At 42.5% G+C, this 23,586-nt stretch carries 17 protein-coding genes; all 17 read right to left on the bottom strand.

Translation table 11 applies throughout. The features are described from left to right. Window positions 1–158: 158 nt before the first annotated feature. On the bottom strand, window positions 159–1,586 hold the full coding sequence (locus AC23N5_RS30250; protein ID WP_487758384.1) for an aldehyde dehydrogenase family protein: 1,428 nt from the start codon (window positions 1,584–1,586) through the stop codon (window positions 159–161). Between the two features lie 4 nt (window positions 1,587–1,590). After that, window positions 1,591–2,178, bottom strand: a complete 588-nt coding sequence (locus AC23N5_RS30245; protein ID WP_183980266.1) for an HD domain-containing protein — start codon at window positions 2,176–2,178, stop codon at window positions 1,591–1,593. A 96-nt stretch (window positions 2,179–2,274) separates the two neighbouring features. After that, window positions 2,275–4,089, bottom strand: coding sequence for a PEP-utilizing enzyme (locus tag AC23N5_RS30240; protein WP_487758383.1), 1,815 nt, complete (start codon window positions 4,087–4,089; stop codon window positions 2,275–2,277). Between the two features lie 124 nt (window positions 4,090–4,213). Further along, entirely contained in the window at window positions 4,214–5,287 is a 1,074-nt protein-coding gene (locus AC23N5_RS30235) for a PEP/pyruvate-binding domain-containing protein (RefSeq protein WP_487758382.1), read from the bottom strand. 24 nt (window positions 5,288–5,311) lie between these two features. Continuing rightward, window positions 5,312–6,547, bottom strand: a complete 1,236-nt coding sequence (locus AC23N5_RS30230) for a cytochrome P450 (RefSeq protein ID WP_487758381.1) — start codon at window positions 6,545–6,547, stop codon at window positions 5,312–5,314. Window positions 6,548–6,650: 103 nt separating this feature from the next. Then, the gene (locus AC23N5_RS30225; RefSeq protein WP_487758380.1) at window positions 6,651–8,132 is read right to left on the bottom strand and encodes an AfsR/SARP family transcriptional regulator; all 1,482 of its coding nucleotides are present in this window, start codon (window positions 8,130–8,132) and stop codon (window positions 6,651–6,653) included. Between the two features lie 103 nt (window positions 8,133–8,235). Next, on the bottom strand, window positions 8,236–9,570 hold the full coding sequence (locus tag AC23N5_RS30220) for a TolC family protein (protein WP_487758379.1): 1,335 nt from the start codon (window positions 9,568–9,570) through the stop codon (window positions 8,236–8,238). Between the two features lie 18 nt (window positions 9,571–9,588). Next, window positions 9,589–12,645: an efflux RND transporter permease subunit gene (locus AC23N5_RS30215; protein WP_487758378.1), complete on the bottom strand. Its 3,057-nt coding sequence runs from the start codon at window positions 12,643–12,645 to the stop codon at window positions 9,589–9,591. Between the two features lie 6 nt (window positions 12,646–12,651). Next, a complete protein-coding gene (locus AC23N5_RS30210) occupies window positions 12,652–13,692 on the bottom strand; it encodes an efflux RND transporter periplasmic adaptor subunit (RefSeq protein WP_487758377.1) in 1,041 nt (346 codons plus the stop codon). A gap of 113 nt (window positions 13,693–13,805) precedes the next feature. After that, a complete protein-coding gene (locus AC23N5_RS30205) occupies window positions 13,806–14,369 on the bottom strand; it encodes a Crp/Fnr family transcriptional regulator (protein ID WP_487758376.1) in 564 nt (187 codons plus the stop codon). A gap of 49 nt (window positions 14,370–14,418) precedes the next feature. After that, complete coding sequence (locus AC23N5_RS30200; RefSeq protein ID WP_487758375.1) at window positions 14,419–16,881, bottom strand: TonB-dependent receptor; 2,463 nt, start codon at window positions 16,879–16,881, stop codon at window positions 14,419–14,421. 51 nt (window positions 16,882–16,932) lie between these two features. Next, window positions 16,933–17,214 (bottom strand): PIN domain-containing protein, encoded by a 282-nt coding sequence (locus AC23N5_RS30195; RefSeq protein ID WP_487758374.1) that lies wholly within the window; start codon window positions 17,212–17,214, stop codon window positions 16,933–16,935. A 43-nt stretch (window positions 17,215–17,257) separates the two neighbouring features. After that, window positions 17,258–18,787: an RNA/DNA-binding domain-containing protein gene (locus AC23N5_RS30190; RefSeq protein WP_487758373.1), complete on the bottom strand. Its 1,530-nt coding sequence runs from the start codon at window positions 18,785–18,787 to the stop codon at window positions 17,258–17,260. Then, on the bottom strand, window positions 18,787–19,545 hold the full coding sequence (locus AC23N5_RS30185; protein WP_487758372.1) for a DUF5131 family protein: 759 nt from the start codon (window positions 19,543–19,545) through the stop codon (window positions 18,787–18,789). Before AC23N5_RS30185 ends, AC23N5_RS30190 begins: the two co-directional genes overlap by 1 nt. A 5-nt stretch (window positions 19,546–19,550) precedes the next feature. Further along, on the bottom strand, window positions 19,551–20,453 hold the full coding sequence (locus AC23N5_RS30180) for a hypothetical protein (RefSeq protein ID WP_487758371.1): 903 nt from the start codon (window positions 20,451–20,453) through the stop codon (window positions 19,551–19,553). A 12-nt stretch (window positions 20,454–20,465) separates the two neighbouring features. Beyond that, on the bottom strand, window positions 20,466–22,289 hold the full coding sequence (locus AC23N5_RS30175) for an ATP-binding protein (protein ID WP_487758370.1): 1,824 nt from the start codon (window positions 22,287–22,289) through the stop codon (window positions 20,466–20,468). Between the two features lie 10 nt (window positions 22,290–22,299). After that, the gene (locus AC23N5_RS30170) at window positions 22,300–23,586 is read right to left on the bottom strand and encodes a hypothetical protein (protein WP_487758369.1); all 1,287 of its coding nucleotides are present in this window, start codon (window positions 23,584–23,586) and stop codon (window positions 22,300–22,302) included.

Here is a 23,586-nt window from a genome sequence, read left to right as displayed (position 1 = left end):
TTCTCTACACACACCATACGTCGCAATCAGGGTCGGGTTTTGAGAAACCCTCCGCACGGGACACGGATTCTTTACATACACAACACACGTCGCAGTCAGAGTCGGGTTTTGAGAAACCCTCCGCATGGCACGAAACCCTCGACACGACAGGCACGTTGCTAATAATTAAGATAAATCGTTTTTAACTCCGTGTAAGCTTCCAAACCGTAATGTCCTTTTTCGCGACCAACACCGCTTTGTTTTACTCCTCCAAAAGGAACATCTTGGTACGAACGGTGAATGTTATTAACCCACACCGAACCTGCTTCCAACTCCTCTGCTATGCGTAATCCTGTTCCCAATTGTTGGGAAAAAACATAAGCGGCTAATCCATAGTCAGAATCATTGGCGAGCGAAATAGCTTCGTCGATGGTCGAAAATTTCATGACACCGACCACGGGACCAAAGGTTTCTTCGGTCATAATTTTCATGCCATGGTTAGCATCTGCTATAACCGTGGGAGGGAAAAACCAACCTCGGTCGTACATTTCTCCCGTCAGGCGTTTTCCACCTGTTCGTACGGTAGCTCCTTTGTTAAGCGCATCTGCAACTTGAAGTTCGCTGTTTTGGTAAATTTTTTGGTTCACCAAGGGTCCCATGTCCACGCCATCAAAAGGAAATCCAACCTTGATTTTTTGGGTCAATTTTACTATTTGTTCAACAAACTGCTCATAAATGGTTGCATGAACATACATCCGATTCACTCGGTAACAAAATTGTCCGCTGTTGGCAAAAGCGTGTTTGACAATGGCAGGGCAAGCTATCGCCAAATCGGCATCTTCGCAGACAATCACGGGCGACTGCCCACCGAGTTCGAGCGTAATTCGTTTGTTGAGGCTTGCCGCTAATGCCCCTATTCGTTTTCCCGTTGCAGTTCCGCCCGTAAAAGCGACTTTTGACGTAATAGGATGTTCAATCAAAGCATTCCCAATTTCGTGGCCATAGCCCGTAATGACGTTCAATACGCCTTCTGGATAACCCGCCTCTTTAAACAACTCCGCAAGTCGCAAGGTGGAAAGAGGGGTATCCTCGGAAGGTTTGGCCACTACCGTACAACCCACAGGCAGCGCTGCCCCAATTTTCATACAAAGGAGCGTAATTGGATAGTTAAAGGGCGTTATAGACACCACTACGCCAATGGGTTCACGTACGACCAGTGCCTTTTCTCCTTCCAAATTATGAAGCGGAATTTCTCCTTTGAGACGTAAGGCTTCTTCGGCATAAAAATCCAGCAGGTCGGCACTACGGCCTATTTCATGAATACAACCTGCTATGGGTCGCCCAAGTTCGTTGGCTAAAATACCACCAAGTTCCGTGGCATTTTTACGCATCAGTTGGGCCACCGCATGTTGTAATTTGACCCGCTGGGCCGTCGGTTGTTTTTTCCATTGTCGAAATGCTTTTTGGGCACTTTCTAACGCAAAATTCACGTCCAACCCATTCCCTCGGGCGCACCTTCCCACGACCTCGGCGGTACATGGGTTTAAAACCTCAATGTACTGCCCAGAGTCAGGAACGTGGTCATTATTATTGATGAAGTGATTCATATGTTTAAAGTATCTCGCAAAGCAACATTTTACGGGTTTCGGCTAAATCTGCTTGGGCCATTTCGACCGATTCTGGCAAATCTAACAGCGGAATGATGTCGCGTTCGAGGCGATTGGCGTAAAGCGTGGGCGTTAGTTTAAACCAATCAGCCGCTACACTCACACCCACTACGTGAAAGCGCCACAGCTTGTCGGCATCCCGAACGATTTTATCTTCCAACGATTTGGCAAAACTCCGTGTATCGTGTCCGTCGATGATTTCAGCTACTTTTTTTATAAATGCCTCCTCATAACCCAGTCCTTTTAGCACTCCTTCCGACAAGCGTACGCCCTCTGATTCGTGCAGATACCGAACGTCGCTTTGCATAAAGTTTTCTGACTGAAACCCTTTTTTAAAAATATCATCTTCGTCGATGGAATACCAACCGATGTCGTGAAGAATGATACCCGCCGCCACTAAATCGGCATCGGCGTCGGGATAATACTCCAACAATCGGAGGGCATACGCAAACGAAAGCGGAATATGGACGTCGTTTTTACGAACGCGCATATACGTTTCCGCAGCCTTGAAGATAAGAGCGTATTTTGTCATAACAATTTCAAAAGGTATTGAAAACGAATGGGCAAATGTCTTACTATTGGCCATTTTTTATTCACCCATTCGTCATTCGATGATTCGTCATTCCTATCAAGCTGCTTCTACAATCAGCACTTCGCCGCTTGAACCATTTACTTTGATTAAGTCGCCCGTTTTGATGGCCGTACTTGCCGACCCCGTCCCCGTTACGGCTGGCAGTCCATACTCACGGCACACAATGGCTGCGTGCGACATCATTCCGCCAATATCAGTCACCGTTGCTTTGATTTTCCCAAAAACAGGAGCCCAACTAGGTGCCGTCACACGGGTGACTAAGATTTCACCTTCCACGAGTTGGTCAAGGTCTTCGGCTGAGGTGATCACCCGCGCTCTTCCTTCTACTACCCCTGGCGACGCCGCCATGCCTTTGAGCGAGCTTGTATCGTCGCTTCCACCTAGCCAACTTTGAACGCTTTCGGTGGTAATACCCCACAACATAATCGTGAAAGGCTCCGTAATCACCGCTGGAGGTTCGTTATAGGCTGGTTTTGGAGGGGCTGTCGCCAACGCTGCCAAAATTCCCTTGCGGCGTTCGATTTCTTGGGGCAAATAATCGGGGCCAATGTACGGCACGCCAATCGCCCACGCATTACCATAGTCGAAGATAATTTGCCATATTTCCTCCCGACGGAAGTAGAAAATATCCTCCAAATCGCTCCAAAAACCCGCCTGTTGGAAAATAGCACTAAGCTCGCGCATTTTGCGCCAAAATACGCCCAACGACCAGTGTTCAATGTAAAAATTATGGTTTTCAACGTACGGAAACACCAAACGTGCCAAGCCTAACTTCCCTTCAAAAGCCGCAATGGCTTCATCATTGGGGAGCAAATCGCGGTATTCTTCGGTGATGCGCTCTCTTTCTGCCGCAATGGCTTCGGTAGGGCGGTCGATGTTCTCACCTTTGAGCAAACGACCTGTATAGGTTTTTAAGTACCCAAAAGGAATATCAAGGTGGTCGCGCCAGTACTTGTCTGACGAATACATCCCGTTGCCAGAGGTAAAATTAAACCACGGATTTTTTGCTGCCTCCCAAGCAGCCAACCATTGTTGCCCATTTTCGCTCGTTGCAAGTGCGGACAAAGCATCATTGACGTCGTTTTCTAACACCACCGCCGATACATTCAATTCGATGGCCAACTTGGCTAATTTGCGAATCTCTTCGTCGGGGCGGAACAAATCCACTTCAATCCCTTGCACCATTTTTGCTACGGCCAAATCAGGAATATTTGGGAAAGATTCTTTACAAAAACCAAAGAAGTCTAAGTATGCGGCATAACCCAAGTTCAAAAACTCGAAGTGGTACATACACACTTCATAACACAGCTCAATAAGGCGATTGTAATTTTGAGATAGTTGCAAACTTGGGTCGGTTCCTACTCCCCCTTTTACGTCTTCGATGGAAATTACGTCGGGAAGTGGCTCAAATTTGAGCGTTTCCATGTCTTTAATCACTCGTTGAACTTTCTGATGCCAATTATCCAACAAGTCGTTCCAATTCATAAAGTAATGCCCCGCACGCTCCAAAAACTGTGGCACTCGGTCGCCTATCAATTCGGGAGACACCCCTACTGGACTCATGTAGCAATAGCCATTGTGAATCTTAAAATCCACACCATTGGCAGGCGGAATCAGCCATTGACGCGTATTGTAAGCCCCCAAACAGCGAACAAAAAATTCGACCGTAATGGCATCAAAAGGTTTAAAAACGTTAGGCCAGTGCTGAGAATCACAAAAGAAAAACTTGGCTTCTTCGCGTTCTTTGAGGTTGTCGTGAAACAACATGTAGTAGGGATACAACTCCCTCCACCCTTCCGAACCCGCTGGTGCTTTATCGTCGTAGGGACTAATGAACTTGGTTGCTGACATTGGTTTGATTGATTAAAGTGGTTTAAGAATGGACTTTTTAAATGAGGAATGATCCGAGTGACGAATTACGAATGATGACAATTCGTCACTCGTTATTCAAATAATTCGTCATTCATTACTCGTTCTATTTTTTGCTTGCCAAAGGGTTGATGAGGCTTCCTACTAAGCCTTCCATGCCCATTTTGAAAGCAGGAGCAGTGGTGTTTTTTTTCTGCGACCAAACCGTTTCTGGACGGCTTTGAAGTAGCGTAAAATTTTGTCCTTCAGGCAAATCGGCATCAATGGCCCACTCAATATCCTGCGGGCATTTGTAGTGTTTTTCAATGATTTTAGCCATTCGGCACACTTCCTTTACCTCTGATTCGGTAAGCGAAGGCTGCGAGGCACGGTCCTCTGGGACTTCACGAGTTAGCACTTTTCGGCTCACTTTATCAGGGACGTGTTCGATGTGTTTGTGTTGGATATTGGCCTTCACAATGTGCATCATTACTTTGTCAACCAAGTAGTTATCGGGCGTCACTTCTCCCGACACCACGGCTTCACCCAAGCCCCAAGCGGCGTCGATGGCAATGGTGGAGCGGTCGCCATTGGTGGGGTTGAGCGTCATGGCAACGCCAGCGGTACGGGCATTCACCATTTTCTGAACCACTACACTCATCAGCACTTCGTTTTCGACGATTTTTTGGTCACGGCGGTAGTTGATGGCCCGAGAGGTAAACAAGCTTGCCCAACATTTACGAACGTGTTCCAAAACCGCCTCCTCTCCCACTACCCACAAATAAGTATCTTGTTGTCCCGCAAAACTCGCATCGGGAAGGTCTTCGGCCGTAGCACTCGACCGAACCGCCACGGGCAAATCATCGTTTGCGTTACATAGTTCACACAACGCTCGGTACGACTGCCTGATGCTCTCGGCAACCTCAGCAGGCAGCTCAGACGCAATGATGAGTTGGCGAATTTGGGCCGAAATAGCATCCAATTCGGACACTTTCTCAAAAGGAATCGAAGCTACTTTTTGGAAAATAGTTTCGCCGTGCCCACTATCATGCAAAAAGGCTTCATAGGCATGAGTAGTCACACAAAAACCGATGGGTACGGGCAGGTTGGCGCAGGTCATACTGGCTAAACTCGCCCCTTTGCCACCCAGCAAAACGTAGTCGTTGGGAGTGGCGTCCTTGAAGAAAAGGGTATGTTTCATTTACTTGCGAATTGTCCTTTTAACTTACCATTCAACTTCCAGCGCAATGGGTGCGCGGAACGATGTATTGAAAGCAAATTCAAATGTCTGATTGGGTTTGAGTTGGAGTTGCGGAAAGCGTTTTGTCAGCTCCTCCAGTACGATTTTAAACTCTAATTTGGCCAACGGAGCACCTAAACAATAGTGTATTCCGCTCCCAAACGATAAATGTTCTTTGGCATTCGTACGCTCAATATCCAAGGTTTCTCCGTTCGGAAATACACTTTCGTCGCGGTTGCCAGAGCCCATGATGAGTAACAAATTAGCCCCTTTTGGAAAGGTTACTCCCCCAACCGTTGCCTCTTCGGCAGCTCGGCGTCGCCACGTTATCACGGAGGGATTGAAGCGAAGAATTTCTTCAATTGCCCCAGGAATGAGCGCGGGATTGGCGCACAATTTTTCCCAATTTTCGCGGTATTTCAACAATTCACGAATACCGTTTCCCATCAAGGAAGTGGTAGTTTCGTGGCCTGCAAAAAGCTGATTATAGCACATGGCCGCAATCTCTTGGTCGCTGATTTCGTAGCCTTCCTGCTGCAAACGCACCAAATCGCTTGGAAAATCGTCGCCCAGTTGTTCCTTACGGCGGGTAACCATGTCTTTGCAATATTGCCAATACTTAACTACTTGATTGGCATGAAAAAGCTGTTCTTCTTCGGTCGTTTCGCTGAAAGTCAACATCATGCGACTAATCGCCCATGCTTTAACCTGCGTCACTTCTTCTTTGGGAACGCCTAGCAACATAAAAATTACAAAAGCAGGCAAATCATACACCAGTTCTTTGACCAGCTCAGCGTGGTTGTTCTGCTCAAACTTCTCAATCATTTCAATCGCCAACGCCCGAATGTCTGGTTCAAGCTTCCGAAGTCTTTTAGGAGTAAACGCCATCGTAACAATCCGACGAATACGAGTATGGTCAGGCGGAATCCGCCCTGAAAGCCCCGAAAGCCCTACGATACCGCCTTCAACCATGATTTTACGCACCGAATCAGGGACGGGTTTGGGGGGAGTTTGCGCATTTTCAGACGTAAAAACCTGCCAGTTTCCAAAGATTTCTTTGATGTCGGCATAGCGAGTTACTACCCAATAACCCAACTCTTCGCTAAAAAAAATGGGTTCTTCTTCCCGCGCTTTTTTGTAAACGGGAAAGGGGTTGGTCAGGTCGAAAGGTTTAAACTCTTTCGATAACTTAGAATGATAAGGGCAAGCCGAAATATCCATGATGTAGCGGTCGAATTTGCGATTAAGGGATGCATTTGCTTGAATGATGAAACGAAGGTAAGAAGCGATTCTTTGGTTTTTCTTTGGTTTTTGTTGAAGTATTTCAATTTATTTTTGAAATATTCAAATAAAGGCTTCGCATGGCTTCTGAAGGCATTCCCATGTTGAATTTTTTCAACGATTCGCAGTACACCCGATACTGTCGATGAATGGCGTCGATGCGCCTTACTACCGCAAGTGCTTTGATTTTTTCTTGGTGGGCCATTTCCAAGCAGGGGTCTTCGGCCAGGGCTTTATCGGCGTATTTGATGGCTTCGTTGGGATTGCCCAATTGCCGATGCACCGACGCCAAACTGTACAACAACTTATGGTACATTTCGCGGTACCAAAATCGGCGACTCCAGCACCAATCGTTGTCGTTGTTTTCGACGTATTTCATTGGAATATCGCTGAACAAATCGCCCCGATACAAGCGTTCGGCTGATTCGTAGCAGATTAATCCTTGTTCTAAATTAGCTACTTTTAGTTCTTGACTCCCTTTAAAACACAATTCTTCGAACATCGGAAGGTCAATCCAACTATCGTAGGGCAGCGCCAAATAATAATGACTATGCTGATAGACTATAAACGGAGAGTCTTTTTGCGACACATCGCTACCACCCAATGCCACCCGTAAATACCGAATACAATGGTAAAGTCGATTGAGCGTTTGGGTTGTATCCGCCTCATCTTTCCAAAGCAAATCTGCCAATTCTTCCAGCGTTGCGCCTTTTTCTCCTTTTAAAAGTAAGTATGAAAATAAGGCTTTCAGTTTCTTGGTTGCTCCCCCTTTGGAAGACCAATCGATAAGCTCCCCGTTTTCGCGATAGACTTTTAATTCCCCCAAACACCGCACTTTCCAGCGTCCTTCGTCCGTTTTGGCGTTAAATGTTGTCAAAGGATTCTGAACTGCGTACGTTATTTTTTCTACTTCTGCCTCGGTTGAAATCCCCTTAGATTGTACCGTTTTAGGTTCTTTTTCGGGAAAAATACGCTCATACCACGCTTCAAATTGCAGTTTTGGGGTAATTCGACGAAGGACTTGACTCGGCAAATAATACGGATTAGCCTGTAAATGGTCGTGAGAATACAAAAAAGGATGGGCGTACAAACCTAACAGCAAGTGTTCGTCGAGCAGCAAACTGCGGTTGTATAAACAATAAATTGTCAGTGATTTTCGGCCAATGAGTTGTTGTAGATATACCAAAATATCGCGCAAATACACCGAGCCCGAAGGCGTCCGAATGGCCCACGACATTTCTAAAAAGAGTATGGAAGGCACCGTGCTGCTCGTCCACTGGTTTTCAAGCTCTTCGACAACTTGCTTAGCCCGAATGACTTGCTCCCGTAATTTTACGTCGGATGAATTGATAAAACTCCCTTGGTCAATGTCCAATTGGCGTTGCCTAAACCCATCTTTTACGACCGACACGGGCCGTTCATCGCATACATACAGCCAATTTTTACTTTCGTGGGTCAATGAAAGTAAGTTTTGAAGCAGCTCTTCCGAAGCGTCAAAAAACAATCCAATAAAATTCCCGTTCACGCCTTTCACTCATTCTTGTTATTTCAACCAAAATTAGTGAAAGGCGTGCGTTCCTATTCAATTAATCCTATTTTTTCTTGCTAAAATAAGAGAGATGCTGGGTTTATTGCCCAATCAACTGCTTCACTTCTGACACCGACAAGATATACGCCAACTGGGCAGCATATACATCGGCTTCCGCTTTGGCAATGAGCGCTTTGGTTGTCAGCAAATCGGTTTTGAGGTTCATCCCTACCGATTGTTTGTCTTCTTGAAGCTTCAATTCTTCGCGACGGTAATTCAACGCTTTTTCGGCTACCCCAATCAACGATTTGCTTTGAACCGTTTTGCGGTACGCTTTTTCCAAGTCGTACGTCAATTGTTGCTGGGTATTTAGGATGTTTTCTTGGGCTTGTTTTAATTGAAATGAACGTTGTTTTGCTACCTGTTTGTTGGTGTACAAATCCTGCAAATTCCATTTCAGGTTCAATCCAACAAAGGAGTTGTTCATGGGGCTAATCGGATTCCCACTTTGGAAAACATACCCCGCCACCAAACCTACGTCAGGACGATCGCTTAGTTTAGCCGCTTTGATGCCCAATTCGGCCTTGTTTTTGGTCAATTGAGCCATTTGAAGGTCTGGGTTTGACGAGACCTCCCCCGCCAACGTTGCATACGCAGGTAATTCAGGGAGAACGGGCACTTGGCTTTCCACTTCAAAATTGTCATCATTGATTCCCGTCAACTTGGCCAAATCCGATGTATAGTTTTGGATTTGGTAGGTAAGTTTAAGGATGTTTTGCTCTTCGTCGGCAATGCTTGCCAGCAATCCCGCACGGTTCACTCCAATCGTTTTTCCAGCTTCAAGGGCGTTCGTAACATCCTCCAATTTTGCCTTGGCCAACTCCCATTTTGCTTGTGCCTCCGCCAATTGTTTTTGGTTGATAAGAATCCCAAAATACAACTGCTCGATGCCATGTTTGATTTGGAGCGTTATTTTCTGTTTTTCTTTTTCGGTCAAATTCACCTCCAACTTACTGGCTTCTACTCCTGTTTTGATTTTGGCTTGTTGCGAAAGAGGCTGGTAAGCCGTGACCCCTGCGTTGTACATGTTGTTTTTACCAACAGTAAACGTTTTATCGACATTCGGCAAGGGCACTTGGTTAGTCGCACTCAACGGAATCACACCGATGGTTCCTGCGGGGATGGTGATTTCGGCCAAATTAAAATTATACTGGTAAGAACCATTAACGTTGACCACAGGCAAACGCTTGACTTCGTCTTCTTTGATTTTGGCTTGTCGTTCTTCGATTTGTAGTTGTTTGATGGCCAAAATATGGTTGTTTTTAAGTGCAATGTCTGTAAGCTGACCCAACGAATACGTCGTCGATTGGGCTAGGACTGTTCCCCCAAAAAGCACCAAAAGCACTACGGGGATGGTTTTATTGAACGTTTTCATGCGCATTTCATTTCGATGTTAATTCTTCTCTTTGATCCAACCAATGTACAGAATAGGGACGGTCAAAAGCGCCATAATCATGCTCCAAACCACACCAAAGGCCAACACACTTGCCAACGGCGCCCACATGGGAGATTTGGAAATAATCATGGGCAACACCCCAATCGCCGCCGCCATGGCCGTTAGGAAAATAGGGCGCAAACGTCGCTTGCCACTTTCGATGGCCGCCGTTCGGATGTCCATGCCGTGTTTGCGAAGTTCATTGGTATAATCCACCAAAATAATGGCGTTCCGAACCACAATTCCCGAAAGGGCAATCAACCCCACAAAGGCCGTAAAGCTGAAGTTGTTTCCAGTTACGTAAAGACCTAAAATCGCCCCAAACAAGCTCAATGGAATCGTCAACATCACAATGGTGGTTTCCTTGAGGTTTTTGAATTGGAACAATAAGATGAAAAATATAGCCACCAAGCTTACTGCCAGCGCTGTCACCATTTGGCTCAAGGTTTCTACTTTGTTTCCTTGCTCGCCCCCGTACTCAATATGATAGCCATTGGGGAGTGCTATTTTTGCGATTTCGGGTTGTACTTGTTTCAGCAATTCGGCGGGCAATACATTTTCCACTACTTCCGACTGAATGGTGAGGGTACGCACGCCATTTCGGTGCATAATTTTGCCCGTTTGCCACTGAGGAACAATGTCGGCGATTTGACGGAGCGGCACGTTTACGCCCGTTATCGGCGATTTTAAATAGACCTTTTGGAGGTCGTCGGTGTTTTGCCGTTTGATATCGTCCAATCGAAACACAATGCTTACGGGGTTATTTCCTTCGTACATGGTCGAAATGGCCGCCCCACTAAAACCCGTATATACCGTTTGTGAAACGCTGGTGGTGGTAAAACCTAGCCGACTTGCTTCTGGCTTGAGGTTTATGCCGATTCCATAATAATCTTCCGCAAAATCTTTTCGTACGTACTTACTTCCGTTGGCTTGTTTGAGAATGGCCTCGACCTGCCCCCCTATTTCCTTCAACCGACTCATGTCATCCCCCACGATTCGCACCTCCACGGGCGCTTTCAAGGGCGAACCTTGCTGCATCAATTTAACGAAAGTTGTTCCTTCGGGAATCGTTGCATCCACTTGTTGGCGCAGCTCTTCCGTCAATTCTTCCGCCGTTTTATCGGTGGTTGTGTTGACCAAAATTTGGGCATAGTTAGTCGTCGGAAACTCAGGAGAGAAATTATAGTAAAACCGTGGAGCCGCCGTTCCCGTAAACGTCGCATAGGTGGTCACTCGTTTGTCGTTTTTAATCAACGCCTCTGCCTTCAAAATCGCTTGATTGGTTTTATCTAGCTTGGTCCCCGTCGGCATCCAAAGTTCGATGACAAATTGATTTCGCTCAGCAGCAGGAAAAAACAATTGACGAACCCCTTTAGCAAACAAAACTCCCGCCAGCGCAATTGACAAGAAACTCACCGCAATCGTTGTTTTAGGAAATTTTACGCACACATCCAACAACCGATTGTAGCCATCTTGCATGTAATCCAACAACGATTTGCGTTTGGCAGGCGCATTTTCTTCGTGCTGATGTAAGCCTTTTTTGATAAAAACATAACACAACAAAGGCGTCAACAACATCGCTACCACAAACGATGAAAGTAAGGCGATGGCAACCGTAATGGGCAAGGCAAAAATGAACTCACCGATGCTACCGTTAAGCAAAATCATGGGCATAAAGGAGGCGATGATTGTCACGGTGGCTACCAATACAGGCACTACTAAATCGTTGGCACTTCGCCACGCTGCGGTCCAGCGGTCGATGCCCTCGTCAAGCAATTCGACGTAATTATCGGCAATGACGATGGCATCGTCCACCACCATTCCAAGCACCAAAATCAACGCCGCAAGCGATACTTGATGGAGTTCAATGCCAAGGGCGTGCATAAGCGCAAACGTCACCGCGACAGTCACAGGGATGGCCGTAGCAGCCACCGCTGCAATGCGAAACGGCAACAACAAAATCACCACGATAATCACCGAAACGATGGCCAAGAAAAACTCTTTGATGAAGTGCGAGATATTTTCTTGTACCAAATGAGGCTGGTTAACGATGGTCGTTACGGTAACATTTGAAGGGATGACTTGTTTGGCAAGCTCAATTTTTTGGTCAATGGCTTCGCCAAACTTCACGATGTTGTTTCCCTCTTGCATCTGCACAGTCAGCAAAATGGCTTGTTTTCCATTGACGGTTATAAGACTTTGCGGTTCGGCATAGTCGCGTTTGAGCGTAGCCACATCCCCCAATTTTACCAGCGACCCCGATTGCGACGTTCCTACAATTTGATTGGCGAGGTCGTTTTCGGTGGTAAAATACCCATTCGTATATAAAGGTGTTTTGCTGTTGTCCGTTTTAATGTCACCCGTTGGGTTAATGGCATTTTGCGATTGCAGCACCTTCACTACTTGCGGCAAACTCACGCCGTACTGCGACATTTTTTCAGAGCTGGACGAGACAACAATCTCTTCTTTCTGTTCGCCAATGCGCTTCACTTTTGACGTGGCAGGAATCGCGCGGAGGTAATCTTCCAATTTTTGAGCGTATTCCTTTAATTCCGTTGGGCTTGCGGTTGGACTTTCCAAGGCAATCACCATGGCTTCGGTATCGCCAAAGTCAGAGTTGACCAACGGGCCTCGAACACCTTCGGGAAGGTCGAGTTGCTTGGCTACCAACAACTGATTGCGCAATTTGCTCCAAAAAATATCTGGTTGTTTTACACGCTCTGTCAATTCCACGTTGATAACCACCACGCCGTCTTTGGTGGTAGAGTACGTTTTGGCTTTGTTAACTTCTTCGTATTGAAACAAATACTGTTCGAGTTTCTTGGTCACTTGGTCTTCCACTTGGGCAGAATTCGCCCCTGGAAAATAGGCAATGACCAAGCCCGAACGAATGGTGATTTTGGGGTCTTCGCGGCGGGGCATGTTCAACAATGACTGTATCCCGACGGCAAACAACATCAGCAAAACCGACAATGTTATTTGCTTGTATTTCAATGATGCTTGAATGATATTCATGGCTGTCTATTGGTTGATTGAAACCACGGTTCCGTCCGTAATTTTTGTTTGTCCTGCTACCACCACACGCTCGCCAGCTTGCACGCCTTTGGTGATTTCAATTTTGTTTTCTATCATTTTACCAATGCCTACTTCGCGCTTAAACGCCTTGTTTTGAGCTTTATCCACGACATAGACGTAGGTTTGGTTGTTCAAATCATGGATGATACATTCGGCAGGAAGTAGTAACGCCTGCGAGCTGGCATCGACCTTGATTTTTGCCTCGGCAATCATCCCAGGGCGAATTTGGGAGGCGGGATTGGCCACCTCAATCTTGATGGTAAACGCACGAGTTGTAGCGTCGGCAGCAGAACCAACCTCAATCACTCGCCCCATAAATGTTTTTTCCAGCGCCGAAACGGTGATTTCAGCCCGTTGCCCAATTTTGATATAATGAAGTTCTCCCTCTGGGATATACGCCAACACCTTTACTTTACTAATGTCCGATACGACAAAGGCGGGAATACCGACACCCACAATTTCGCCCGTTTCGGTAAGTTTTTTCAGCATCACCCCACCAATCGGCGAATACAACTTGGTATCACTTTCGTTTTTGGCGTGAAGTTGTTGTTGAAGTTTGGCCTGCTGCAAGGAAAAATTCACCTTTGAAAAATCACTGTCTGTGACACTCCCTTTGTCGTGCAAGGTTTTTAGGCGAGAAAATTCGTCGGAAACAGCATTGACCTGAACGTCCGACAATTCTTTGGCGATGTGGTAATTAGTAGGCTCCAAACTTGCTACTAACTGGCCTTTTTTGATCATTTGACCTTCTTTGGCCGAAATAAAATTTACTTTACCCGCCACCAAAAAAGCCAATTTTACGGTGGTATTGCCTTCGATATTGCCACTAACCGACACATCGTTTTTCACGGTAGTGGACTGCACTTCTTCTATGCTAACGGGAATGGCTGCTTCGGCCGTTTTTTCAGCCGTTTTTTCAGTTTTTGAGTTACACCCTACCAGCAATGCAACCAAGGCTGGCGCGGCAAAAATGACTGTCTTTTTCATGGGGATTGCGTACCTTTTGTTTTGATGCTACAAAGGTCGCGGGTATTTTTCCCCCAATTTTTAAGATAGATTAAAAAATGAACTGATTTTCATTTTTTAATCAACCACCCATTTTAACCGATTTGTCCACGAATTACGCTGAGGGTTTGTTGGGTAATGCCCAAATACGACGCCACGTGCCCAAGCGGCGCCCGAAGAAGAATGTTGGGATACTCGGCAATCATGCGCTCGTAGCGTTCTTTGGCCGAATGAAACTTCAAGAAGTAATTGGTATCGGCTAGTTTTTTGATAACACCGTACAAAATGAGTTTTTCTAAATGACTCACCTCAGGTAGCTTGTTGCTCAGCTCCGTAAAGTCACGAAAATTGAACGAAGTAACCGTAGTTGGCTCTAAGGTATCGCAGCCGTACGCAGAGGATTGTTGGTAAAAAATACTTTCCACAGACATCAACACGGAATCTTCGGCAAAGAAACCGTGGGTGATTTCTTTGCCATCTTTTTCGTAAAACATCCGCAAAAGTCCTGATTCGATGAAATAGACGCGTTGGGGAGAATCGCCTTCGGCAAACAAAACCTGGCCTTTGGGATAGGTCTTGGTTTTGGAATGATGCTGTACCCAATCGACGAGCGAATCTGAGTAAATACCGTGCTGTTTGAGGTACGACAATATGTCCATCGAAATTTGCTTCTTGAGTTTGAGGGGTAAAGTAATAAAAAATCCGTTTTTAAAACTCTCGCTCCCCAAATTCGCTCGATGGTAACTTGGCTTTACGGTCGGTTTTGTTGAAGCTATACGAAAGGTTTAGCAAGAAAATATTGGTTTCTTGGATGTAGTTGGTAGTCGTATAAAAATTGGCACCCCAAGTCGAGATCCGTTGTTCATTGACTTTCATTTTTCCAAAGGACGTATTTTGCCAAAGCAGTGAAACGCTCATCTTGTTGTTCATCAATGATTTCTTTATCGAAAAATTGGGTTGGTAAAAACGCGAATCTTCTCCCTGCGCCGTATTTCTAGCTGATAAATACGAGAGGTTAAACTGCGTGCTCAACGTTGGCGTAAATTGGTAATTGAGGTTAGCATTGATGGAATAAGCCCAACCTTGACTATTGACTACCACCGAGTTATCAAACAATGTCCCCTTAATTCTTAGATTATAAACGTTGCCTCCCACAAAGATTTTCAGCTTCTTGACGGGCGAAATTGTCACCCCGATTTCTGAACCCATCAAGCGCGCTTTGCCTGCATTAGTATAAATTCGATTCAAAATCGTGTCATTATATACACTGTTGACGCGGTTGACGATGTTCGTAATTTGTTGGCGATACACGTTCCAGTACAACGATACCTTTTTAAAATCTTTGGTGAGTCCAAGTTCATAAATCCCTACAAACTCAGGACGGATATTAGGGTCGCCCTGTTCGAGGGTTTCGCTGTGTTCGCGTTCAGGGTAAGGATTCAGCTCATTGTTGGTCGAGCGTTGCACGCGACGACTGTAAGCGGCTTTGAGGCGAAGGTCTTTCCCCATATCGTACAACAAATTGGCCGAAGGGAACAAGTTTGACAATTTCAATTCATTCGGTTTTCCTCCACGGTCATCCGTAAATTCCCGCAAAGCGTTCTCATACCTCAGTCCCGACGAAAATTCCAGCTTTTTGTACTTGCCCGCGTACTGCGTATAAAGACCATGTATTCGGTTATAAATAGAAACGTTGGCCGTAAAAGCAGGATTAACCACCAACGGCTGATTGTTTCCATTTTTCTCAGAATACACAAACACGCCCTCTTGGTTTTGTTGACGATATTGGTAACCTATTGAGAGTTTCCCAATGCCTAGTTGCTTTTCATAATCGGCTTTGAGGCGGAGGGCGCGGAGCGGATTCGAGCCCGTATTGAGGGTGTATTGAAGGGTATCTCTGAGGTTATTGATGTTGATATTGCTATTTTTGGTAAAGCCATCAATCATCGCATCTTCGTACAAACCCGAAACGCTCAAGGCGGAGGAGTTTTTGAATTTGTGGGTATAATCGAGATTTACGACCTTAAACTCTCCCGATTTTAGCACCAAATTGGGATTATAATACTGCGCTCTCCCCACCATTTGGCTGGTAAGAATATTTCTTTTAGTATTGTTTCGGTAATAAATATCTGCCGTTCGGTACTGGTCGCGGCCACCCACATATACGCCCGCCGAAAGTTCATCCGATTTCGAAATGGTATAAATGGCGGAAGCCCGCAGGCCATAGTTTTCGCGTTTTAGGCTTCGCTCTCCGTCGCTCGGGAACTGGGTCAGTACATTATTAATGATGGTATAAACATCTCCTACGCGTTGTCCTGCAATGTCGTTTTTGAGGTAATTGCCCGAAACCGTCACGTCCCACTTTCCTTTGCGGTAATTGAGCGTCGCATCGACTCCATAGCGACGGGGTTCGGTGGCGTTTTCATAGGCTTGCAGACGAGGCAAGCCGTATTGGAGGTTGGTGGTTAGCGACAAACCGTCGTTGGTACCCGTTTTGGTGATGATATTAATAATTCCCGCTTTGCCATCGGCATCGTATTTGGCCGAAGGTGCAGTAATCATTTCTATTTTTTCAATGGTATTGGCGGGAATTTGCGACAAAATTGTGGCGGCATCAATTTGCGAAGGTTTGCCATTGACCAAAATCAAAAAACCTTTTGACCCTCTGACCAAAATTTCCCCTTCGGCATTGACCATCACCGACGGGATATTTTTTAGCACATCGGTGGCCGTCCCGCCCCTTGCTACTTCAAACTGTTCGGCCTTAAATACTTGTTTTTCGAGGGTTGCTACTACGTTGGGTTTGATTCCAGTCACCGTTACCACGTCTAATTGTTGGCTCGTTGGAGTGAGGGAAATCGACCCCAAATCTAGGCGTTGACTGGCTTTGTCATAACTCACTTCGATGTACTTGGTTTTGTAGCCAACGTACTCGACTTTGATGACGTACTTATCGTCTTTTAGACCCACAAACTGAAACGACCCTTTGTCGTCGGCCACTTCACCTTTTACCATACTACCCTGCGATTTGGACTCCAACCGAATGGTGGCGAACGACAATGGCTCGGCTGTCAGCGAATCAACAAGTTTACCTTTGATAAAACTGCCCGACTGTGAATAGCTCGTCAAAGCCAGTAGAACTAACAATGGAATAAAAATCAACTTTTTCATAGAATGGGGTAAATTCAACTTCTCATTACAAAAGTGTAAACTTCCCCCAAGCTACTTTGGTTTCCAGTGGGTGAGGCGTTCGCGGCATTCTTTTAGGGGAAGTCTGCGGTTAATTTTCATTAACTGCTCTAATAATTCGCAAGCCATTCGTTCCCTAACCTTTTGATTGCGAACCAATTCATCCAAAATCCACAAGATACCATGAACCTCTACACCACTGCTACTAGCTCTAGTTCTCAGTCTATTATCACCTGTCAGTAACATACAAGACCACTTTTGGGCAAAATAATACGCTGACCAGTCTTGTTCTGATAAATTTGGGTCAAGTGGCAATAAATTAGAAAGGCCTCAGTTTATTACCTCATCAGAAAAATTCTTAAAACGTATTTTTTAAAACTTTACGGCCTAGTTCAGTTATAAAATAAACTTGATACCCTGAAAAATATTTAGCGCTAATTAGATATTTTTTTTCCAAATATTCAATACTTGGTAAAATATCAACATCAAATTTTTGACTAAGCTCAAACCTATCAGATGGTTCAATAATTAGTTCGTCAAGTATAATCTGTTGAATATCTGAAAGACTAATTATATTTTCTACTTCTTTAGAATTATCAAATGGAGTATCTGGATGTACCTTAATAACTACTAAAAAATGGCTTCTTTCGACATCAGTGGAAAGAATTGGTTTGGGTGATCCATTCACTTCTAATGCATTTAGAATCGTAGGTATACCAGTAGCGTATTTTTCAGCTAACCGCAAATTTTTTAGCCAATCACCAAGTTTTATATTTCTATAGTTTCTTGCAGTTATTTTCAATTCTACCAAGGCATTTTCATCTATTGGTGGCAAAGGTCCTGGGTAACTTAGTATTTCAATTCTTCTTTCGTCGACTTCAGAACTAAAAAATTTTTTTGTCTCAGAATATCTATATATTCGTATTTCATTAGGTGTTGGATTATTGTAACTTCTATGATACAAAGAATTAACAACAGCTTCTTCTAAAGCTTGATAGGGGTAATTTACAAAGCGTCTTGATTCAGCCCTTGAAGCATCTTTTTGAACAAACTCTCTAATGATATTATTTTGTAAATAATCCATTATCTGTTTTATTTGTATGTGTACAGGGCCTTGAAATTTTTTTTCAGAATACTTTGTTCCAGCCTCATTTTCAAACTCTACAATATTTGTATAACAACCTTCAAAGTATTTTTCAGGAGTTTTACAAAATAATAATAATCCAACATTAAGAGGTTTTAAATTTTCAGCTGTCCCTCTTGCAATCTGCATTTTAAGAGCTATTTCTGCCAATGGCAATTTTAGTGTTTCATCATATAAATCACTCTTAACTTCTTGAAGATATGATTGAATCAACCCTAAATCTAAATCGCCAATGTCTGCTTTAGTATTTACCCGATCATCAAAATGTTTATAACCTGATAATTCTCTAAGTTGGTCTTCTAATATTTGTGTTGCTGGAATAGTAACGGACGTTGGTCTCACATATATTCTACGTTGAGCTTTACTACCAAGTGTACTAGGTGCTGAATATGGTCGCTCTTCTCCTGTATTAACCCAAATTACAACTATATGCTTTCCCTGATATTCTAAAGGCTCTATTATTGGGAAAATATTTGGCAATATTTTAAAGCATAGTTCTAAAAATTCTTTTTGAATTCTATCAATTTGATTAAATTGTACACCTTCTGGAGGAAGAATAGGAGTTCCTTCTTGCTCATCGATTCCTATTATAAGGTACGCACTACCATATTCATTTATATCATTTGCATAGGCACAAACAGTATGCAATACTTCTTCAGGATTCCAACCTTTCTTAAACTCTATTCTAACAGATTCTACCGTCTTTGAGTTTACGAGATCTTCTAAATTTATTGGTAATGCCATTATTTATTTTTTGGATATTCTCTGTAAATTTCATTATCAATCATACACCCACCTTTAGCAAATAAGGGGTGTAATTTATTAAGTGTTGGATCATTTTTATTCGGATTATACATTCGTCTCCCCCATTGTTTAAAGAAAAATGGAACTTTATAATCTTTACAGTTTTCTTTAATTTTAATTACCCAATCTTTTTGGATTGGTCTTGCCTTTCCCCCTGATTCACCACCTACGAGTACCCAGTCAATACTACTGTAGTCCTGATAGTCTATATTGCTTATCAATGGCTCAAAAGATATAAATTTTATACAAGCAGAAGTTTCCTTTAACAATTCTATCCTTCTAGTGAAGTCATTACTCTCAACTGAAACCCCTAACCATATATTATTCGACCACTCAAGAAGTGAATGCAAATATTTCAATCGTTCTATTCTCTTTGTCAATATTTGATATGTATGTTGAGGGGTTGAATTCATGACTCTAAAAATTTCACATATATAGGAATCTTCCACGTCACTATGGAATAAATCACTCATCGAATTTACAAACACTATTTGAGTTTTCTTCCATTTAAAAGGATCATTTAAGCGATCTGGGGCCAATGTTAAGTCAAAGCCATTTCTATATTGATTTATTCCACGTTTTTTTTGCATTTTAGCCCATCTTTCTGCATAGCAATTTTTACAACCACTAGAAATTTTCGTACAACCAGTTGTTGGATTCCATGTAGTTTCTGTCCATTCAATATTTGATCGGTTCATAATAATTAAAAAATAGATAGTTCATTGATGCAATCTGAAGTGGCCAATGGTTTTGACACTTTATAATATCTTCTTAACATTCCACGAAACCTTCCCCCTAGCCAAGTCTGATCCTCTAACTGCAACCAAAAGGAGTCAGTAGTCTCATTATGAGCTCTTAAAGCAGCAATTTTAACAGCCTTATCTAGTTCTTTAGACATTTCTTCCACATTCATAGGTAGTGGATTTTCACTAATATCTCTATGCATAAATAACCTTCTTAACACATCTTCTCTTTTAAATCGCATTGAATGAAATTCCCCATGTGTAATTACGACATGCTTAGGTTTAAGTAAGACCAACAGAGTAGGTAAAATTGGCAAAGTAGAACCGCATGTGTCTAAATCAACAATGTCAATATGAATATTATTTACCTTAACATATGCAGCTGCATCAACTGTATCTCCAATAAAAAAGAAAATCTGCTTATTACCTTTTTTATAAAGGTGCCATGATGCAACTTCTGTACTAAATTTCATAAAACCATTAGCTAATGCATTTTTTTCAAATTGCTGTAGCTTGGATTTCATCTTTTCAGAAGCATAGACAATATCAGCAACTGCAATCCATTTAAATGTTTGATGTCCAGCTCCTGCATAAGCATCAAAAACGGATTTAGGCTCTACTTTTTGAGCTATTTTTAAAGTAAAATCTTCCTTATGTCCTCTATAGGATTCTCCAAACAAGTCATGTTTTATTCTTAATTTCCTCACTTTACTTCTAATACTTGGTAAAGCCCTATTAGGAAAAAGTTCTCTAATCAATTTAGTATCAAAAGCTTCATGTTTGAGGTAGTTTAATAATAACTCCTCTTCCTCGTGGCTCCATGACACAGGAATTGTGTTTGCCTTTCTTCTTTCAAGTGCCATTTGACGTTATTTTTATATTGAAGCCTTTCTTATCATTTCGTCTCTAAAGACGTCCATCGAATCATGCGGAATAGGAGGGGCAATGCTGTGAACTCTTACCCAGTCAGGTGTTCCGTTAAAAGGGCTTTGTATCCAAAACTGGCCATGGCTAAAACTATTAGCAACATATGCTAGTTCTTTATCAAGGAATGCATATTGAGCATTTTTCGGATTTATTTTCATGACTATTCTAGTTGGACATTGCTCTGGTACGATTGGATGTAAATCTTGAGGATTTTGAGTACTTAAAACAAGATTTACTCTGAACTTCCGGCCTTCCCTCGCCAATTTTTCAAAATTCGATCTTAGCCTACTGAAAACTTCTGCACTGCTACCAGAACCACTAGATTTAGCAGCAGGTATGATTTGATGAGCTTCGTCGAAAAATACATATGTATTTTGCATCTGTTTCTTCTTCTTATATAACCAACTTACCAGTTGCATTTCCCACATTAGGCGTTCGTCTTGATTCAGATGATCTAAATAAAGAATTGTGGTACCATCGAAATCAAAATCGTCAAGTGGATTTTTATCTTCTTGAAGCCCTATTGGGTCTATATCAAAATATTCCTCAAGGCTTCTGAGCGCCCTTTTACTAGCCTCAAACGTGCTTCTGTAATAGGATACCCCATTCGTTGGAATAGTAATTTGAGGTGTAGTATTTCTAGTCAGAAGTCTTGAAATTGCGGTTTGTAATCTAGATAAGGAGGCAGGCTCACCACTAGCTTTTAACCCTTCCGATAAATCCTCTATTAGTAGCGTTGCTTGATCTGAACTTGTTCGGAATAAATATTCTGCATCTCTAGGTGAATCTAAATCCTGAAATCTTAAACTAATTCTACGAACATCCACACCTCTTTTTTGAGCTAACTTAGTTAAAGCAGTAACCTCTGTATCAGGGTACGATTCCTTTGTCATTGGAACAATTAATCTAAAATTTCCAAATACTTTTTTTGCATCTTCAAAGTCTTTCTCTGTCACAGGTGGCTGCCATCCGCTAGGCGATATGTTCTTTACAAAATCCCAGAATAATAGTTGAGAAATATCTCCCTGTACATCAGTAAGGATAATCTTATTTTTCGAACTGTGCTTCCTGATTTCATAAGCTAAATTTTTAAGAAATACCGTTTTCCCTGACCCACTTTCTCCAACAATAAAGATATGTTTGTTGTCAAGCCTATCAATATCCCATTTGTATTCAATGAATTTTTGATCATTCCAGCCATAAGGCTTATTACCAAATCCAATCATTCCTAAATCAAGCCCATTATCTTTGACCCTCAATATATCTTTAAGTGTAGGTGAGGGGTCAAGACTATCTCGTTTCAATTTTGGAAAGAACAATCTGCTATAACCAGACGGAGGTCTTTGGATTGCGGAATCCATAAATTCTCCAGTTTTGCCTTCAATTTTAGACAATTCTCTAGTCAAGTTAACTTGTATAACCATTGGTTGATGGGTATGGGGGCCATTTAGAAAATCTAAAGGTCTAGTAGGATCCATTTGACTATCTTCCTGATAAAGCATACTAGTTCTTTCAGGATTAAAAGGAGATACAACCTTCAAACCAATAATTCGACCAGCATACCAAAAATCACGATACTCATTTGTACCAATACCTTCTGTTTTCCTATCTCTTATCAAAATAGACGCCCCTAATGCTAACTGGGGCATCTTTTCTGGATCATTTATTATATATTCTGCTAACGCTCCATGCTCATCAATTGAGAATGGGGTATTTATATCATGGTATGGTTTAGCAACCTCGATGTTATGTGATATATCGTTATCCGTCATGTCCTCAAATTTAAAATTCAACCAAACCAAGCTTTTTCTTTTCAAATGCCGCCTTTATCTGTTGCTCTATAACCCAATGTTCATGGTCTAAGACACACCTTTCCAATGCAGCTTTAATTATCAGAGGCCTATCACCACCAAGTTCATACTGCCAAATTGCCGAGGATATTGCGAATTCAACCTGTTCTTTACATTCATCCCACATAAATTTTGGAATTTCTATCCTTATGAAATTGTATGGTTTTGATCGCTTATGATAATAACAAGTAAGAGGCTTTAAACCTTCAAACCCTTCTTTTTGAATAATAGGCTCTCTTGTTTGTTCTATGTATTCGATTAAAGGAGTTCTATAACCAGGTTTTAATACCTTTTTTAGAAGTAGGGCATCAGTGCCAAATGAGTTGATTACCCCAATTGTAATTTCTTGATTCGGAAAATAGCTTTCGATAAGATGAGGATAAGCATTTAATGTATTAATAAGAACTCTTGAATCCGCTATTTTTGATGACAGCGCCACAAATATTTTCTTTTTGTTAGCCCATGAAAATAGTTTTTGTAGTCCGTTTTGTATATCAGATGGTTTACTACTGTTAGAAAATAATGCTCCATCCTTTATACAAACTAATGGGCTAGAATCAGTCACATCTATGTCCGCTATTGCTAATAGTTCAAGGGAGTGCTGAAACTTAACAGCTAACCCTAAAGATTGTGAACTAGGGGCTTTTTTGAATTTTTCGTAATTATATTTAAAAATGAAAGGTCTTCCTTTACTTTTTTGCAAGTGATCATAGATTGGACTATTTGCATTATCTATAAGTTCATTATACGTATATAGGTTATATGCACTATCAAAAATATTGTTGTCTAAAATTAGCAAGGCCGACACATCTTTACTTTTAGTATAGAAATAAGGCTTCTCGAATCCCTTCGTATATTTAAAATTGACAATGGATGATCTAGCTAAAATTAAATGAAAAGAGGTGGTTAAAATTCTATTATTGGCTCCAGTGATTCCTATTATATTCAAACCATCTAAATCATCTTCATTTGGGAGATATACTTCTTTAATTTCTGAAGTCTCAACGATTTTAATTCTGTTTGAAGGTATTATCGAACCATCTTCTTCATCCTCGCCATATATGTCTTGATCAATAGACCTAAGCTCTTCATCCGAAACAGACGAAAATGGCAAATCGATTGGCCCTTTAGGAGGGAGTGAATCATACTTATCACCATCCACTAAGTTATCAAGGATTCTGCTAAAAGCATTTATTATATTTTTCTGACTATCTTCCAT

This window comes from Runella sp. R5_40 (assembly GCF_057652295.1).
Note: the sequence above shows the minus strand (reverse complement) of the source record. Positions and strands in the feature narration are given on the sequence as shown.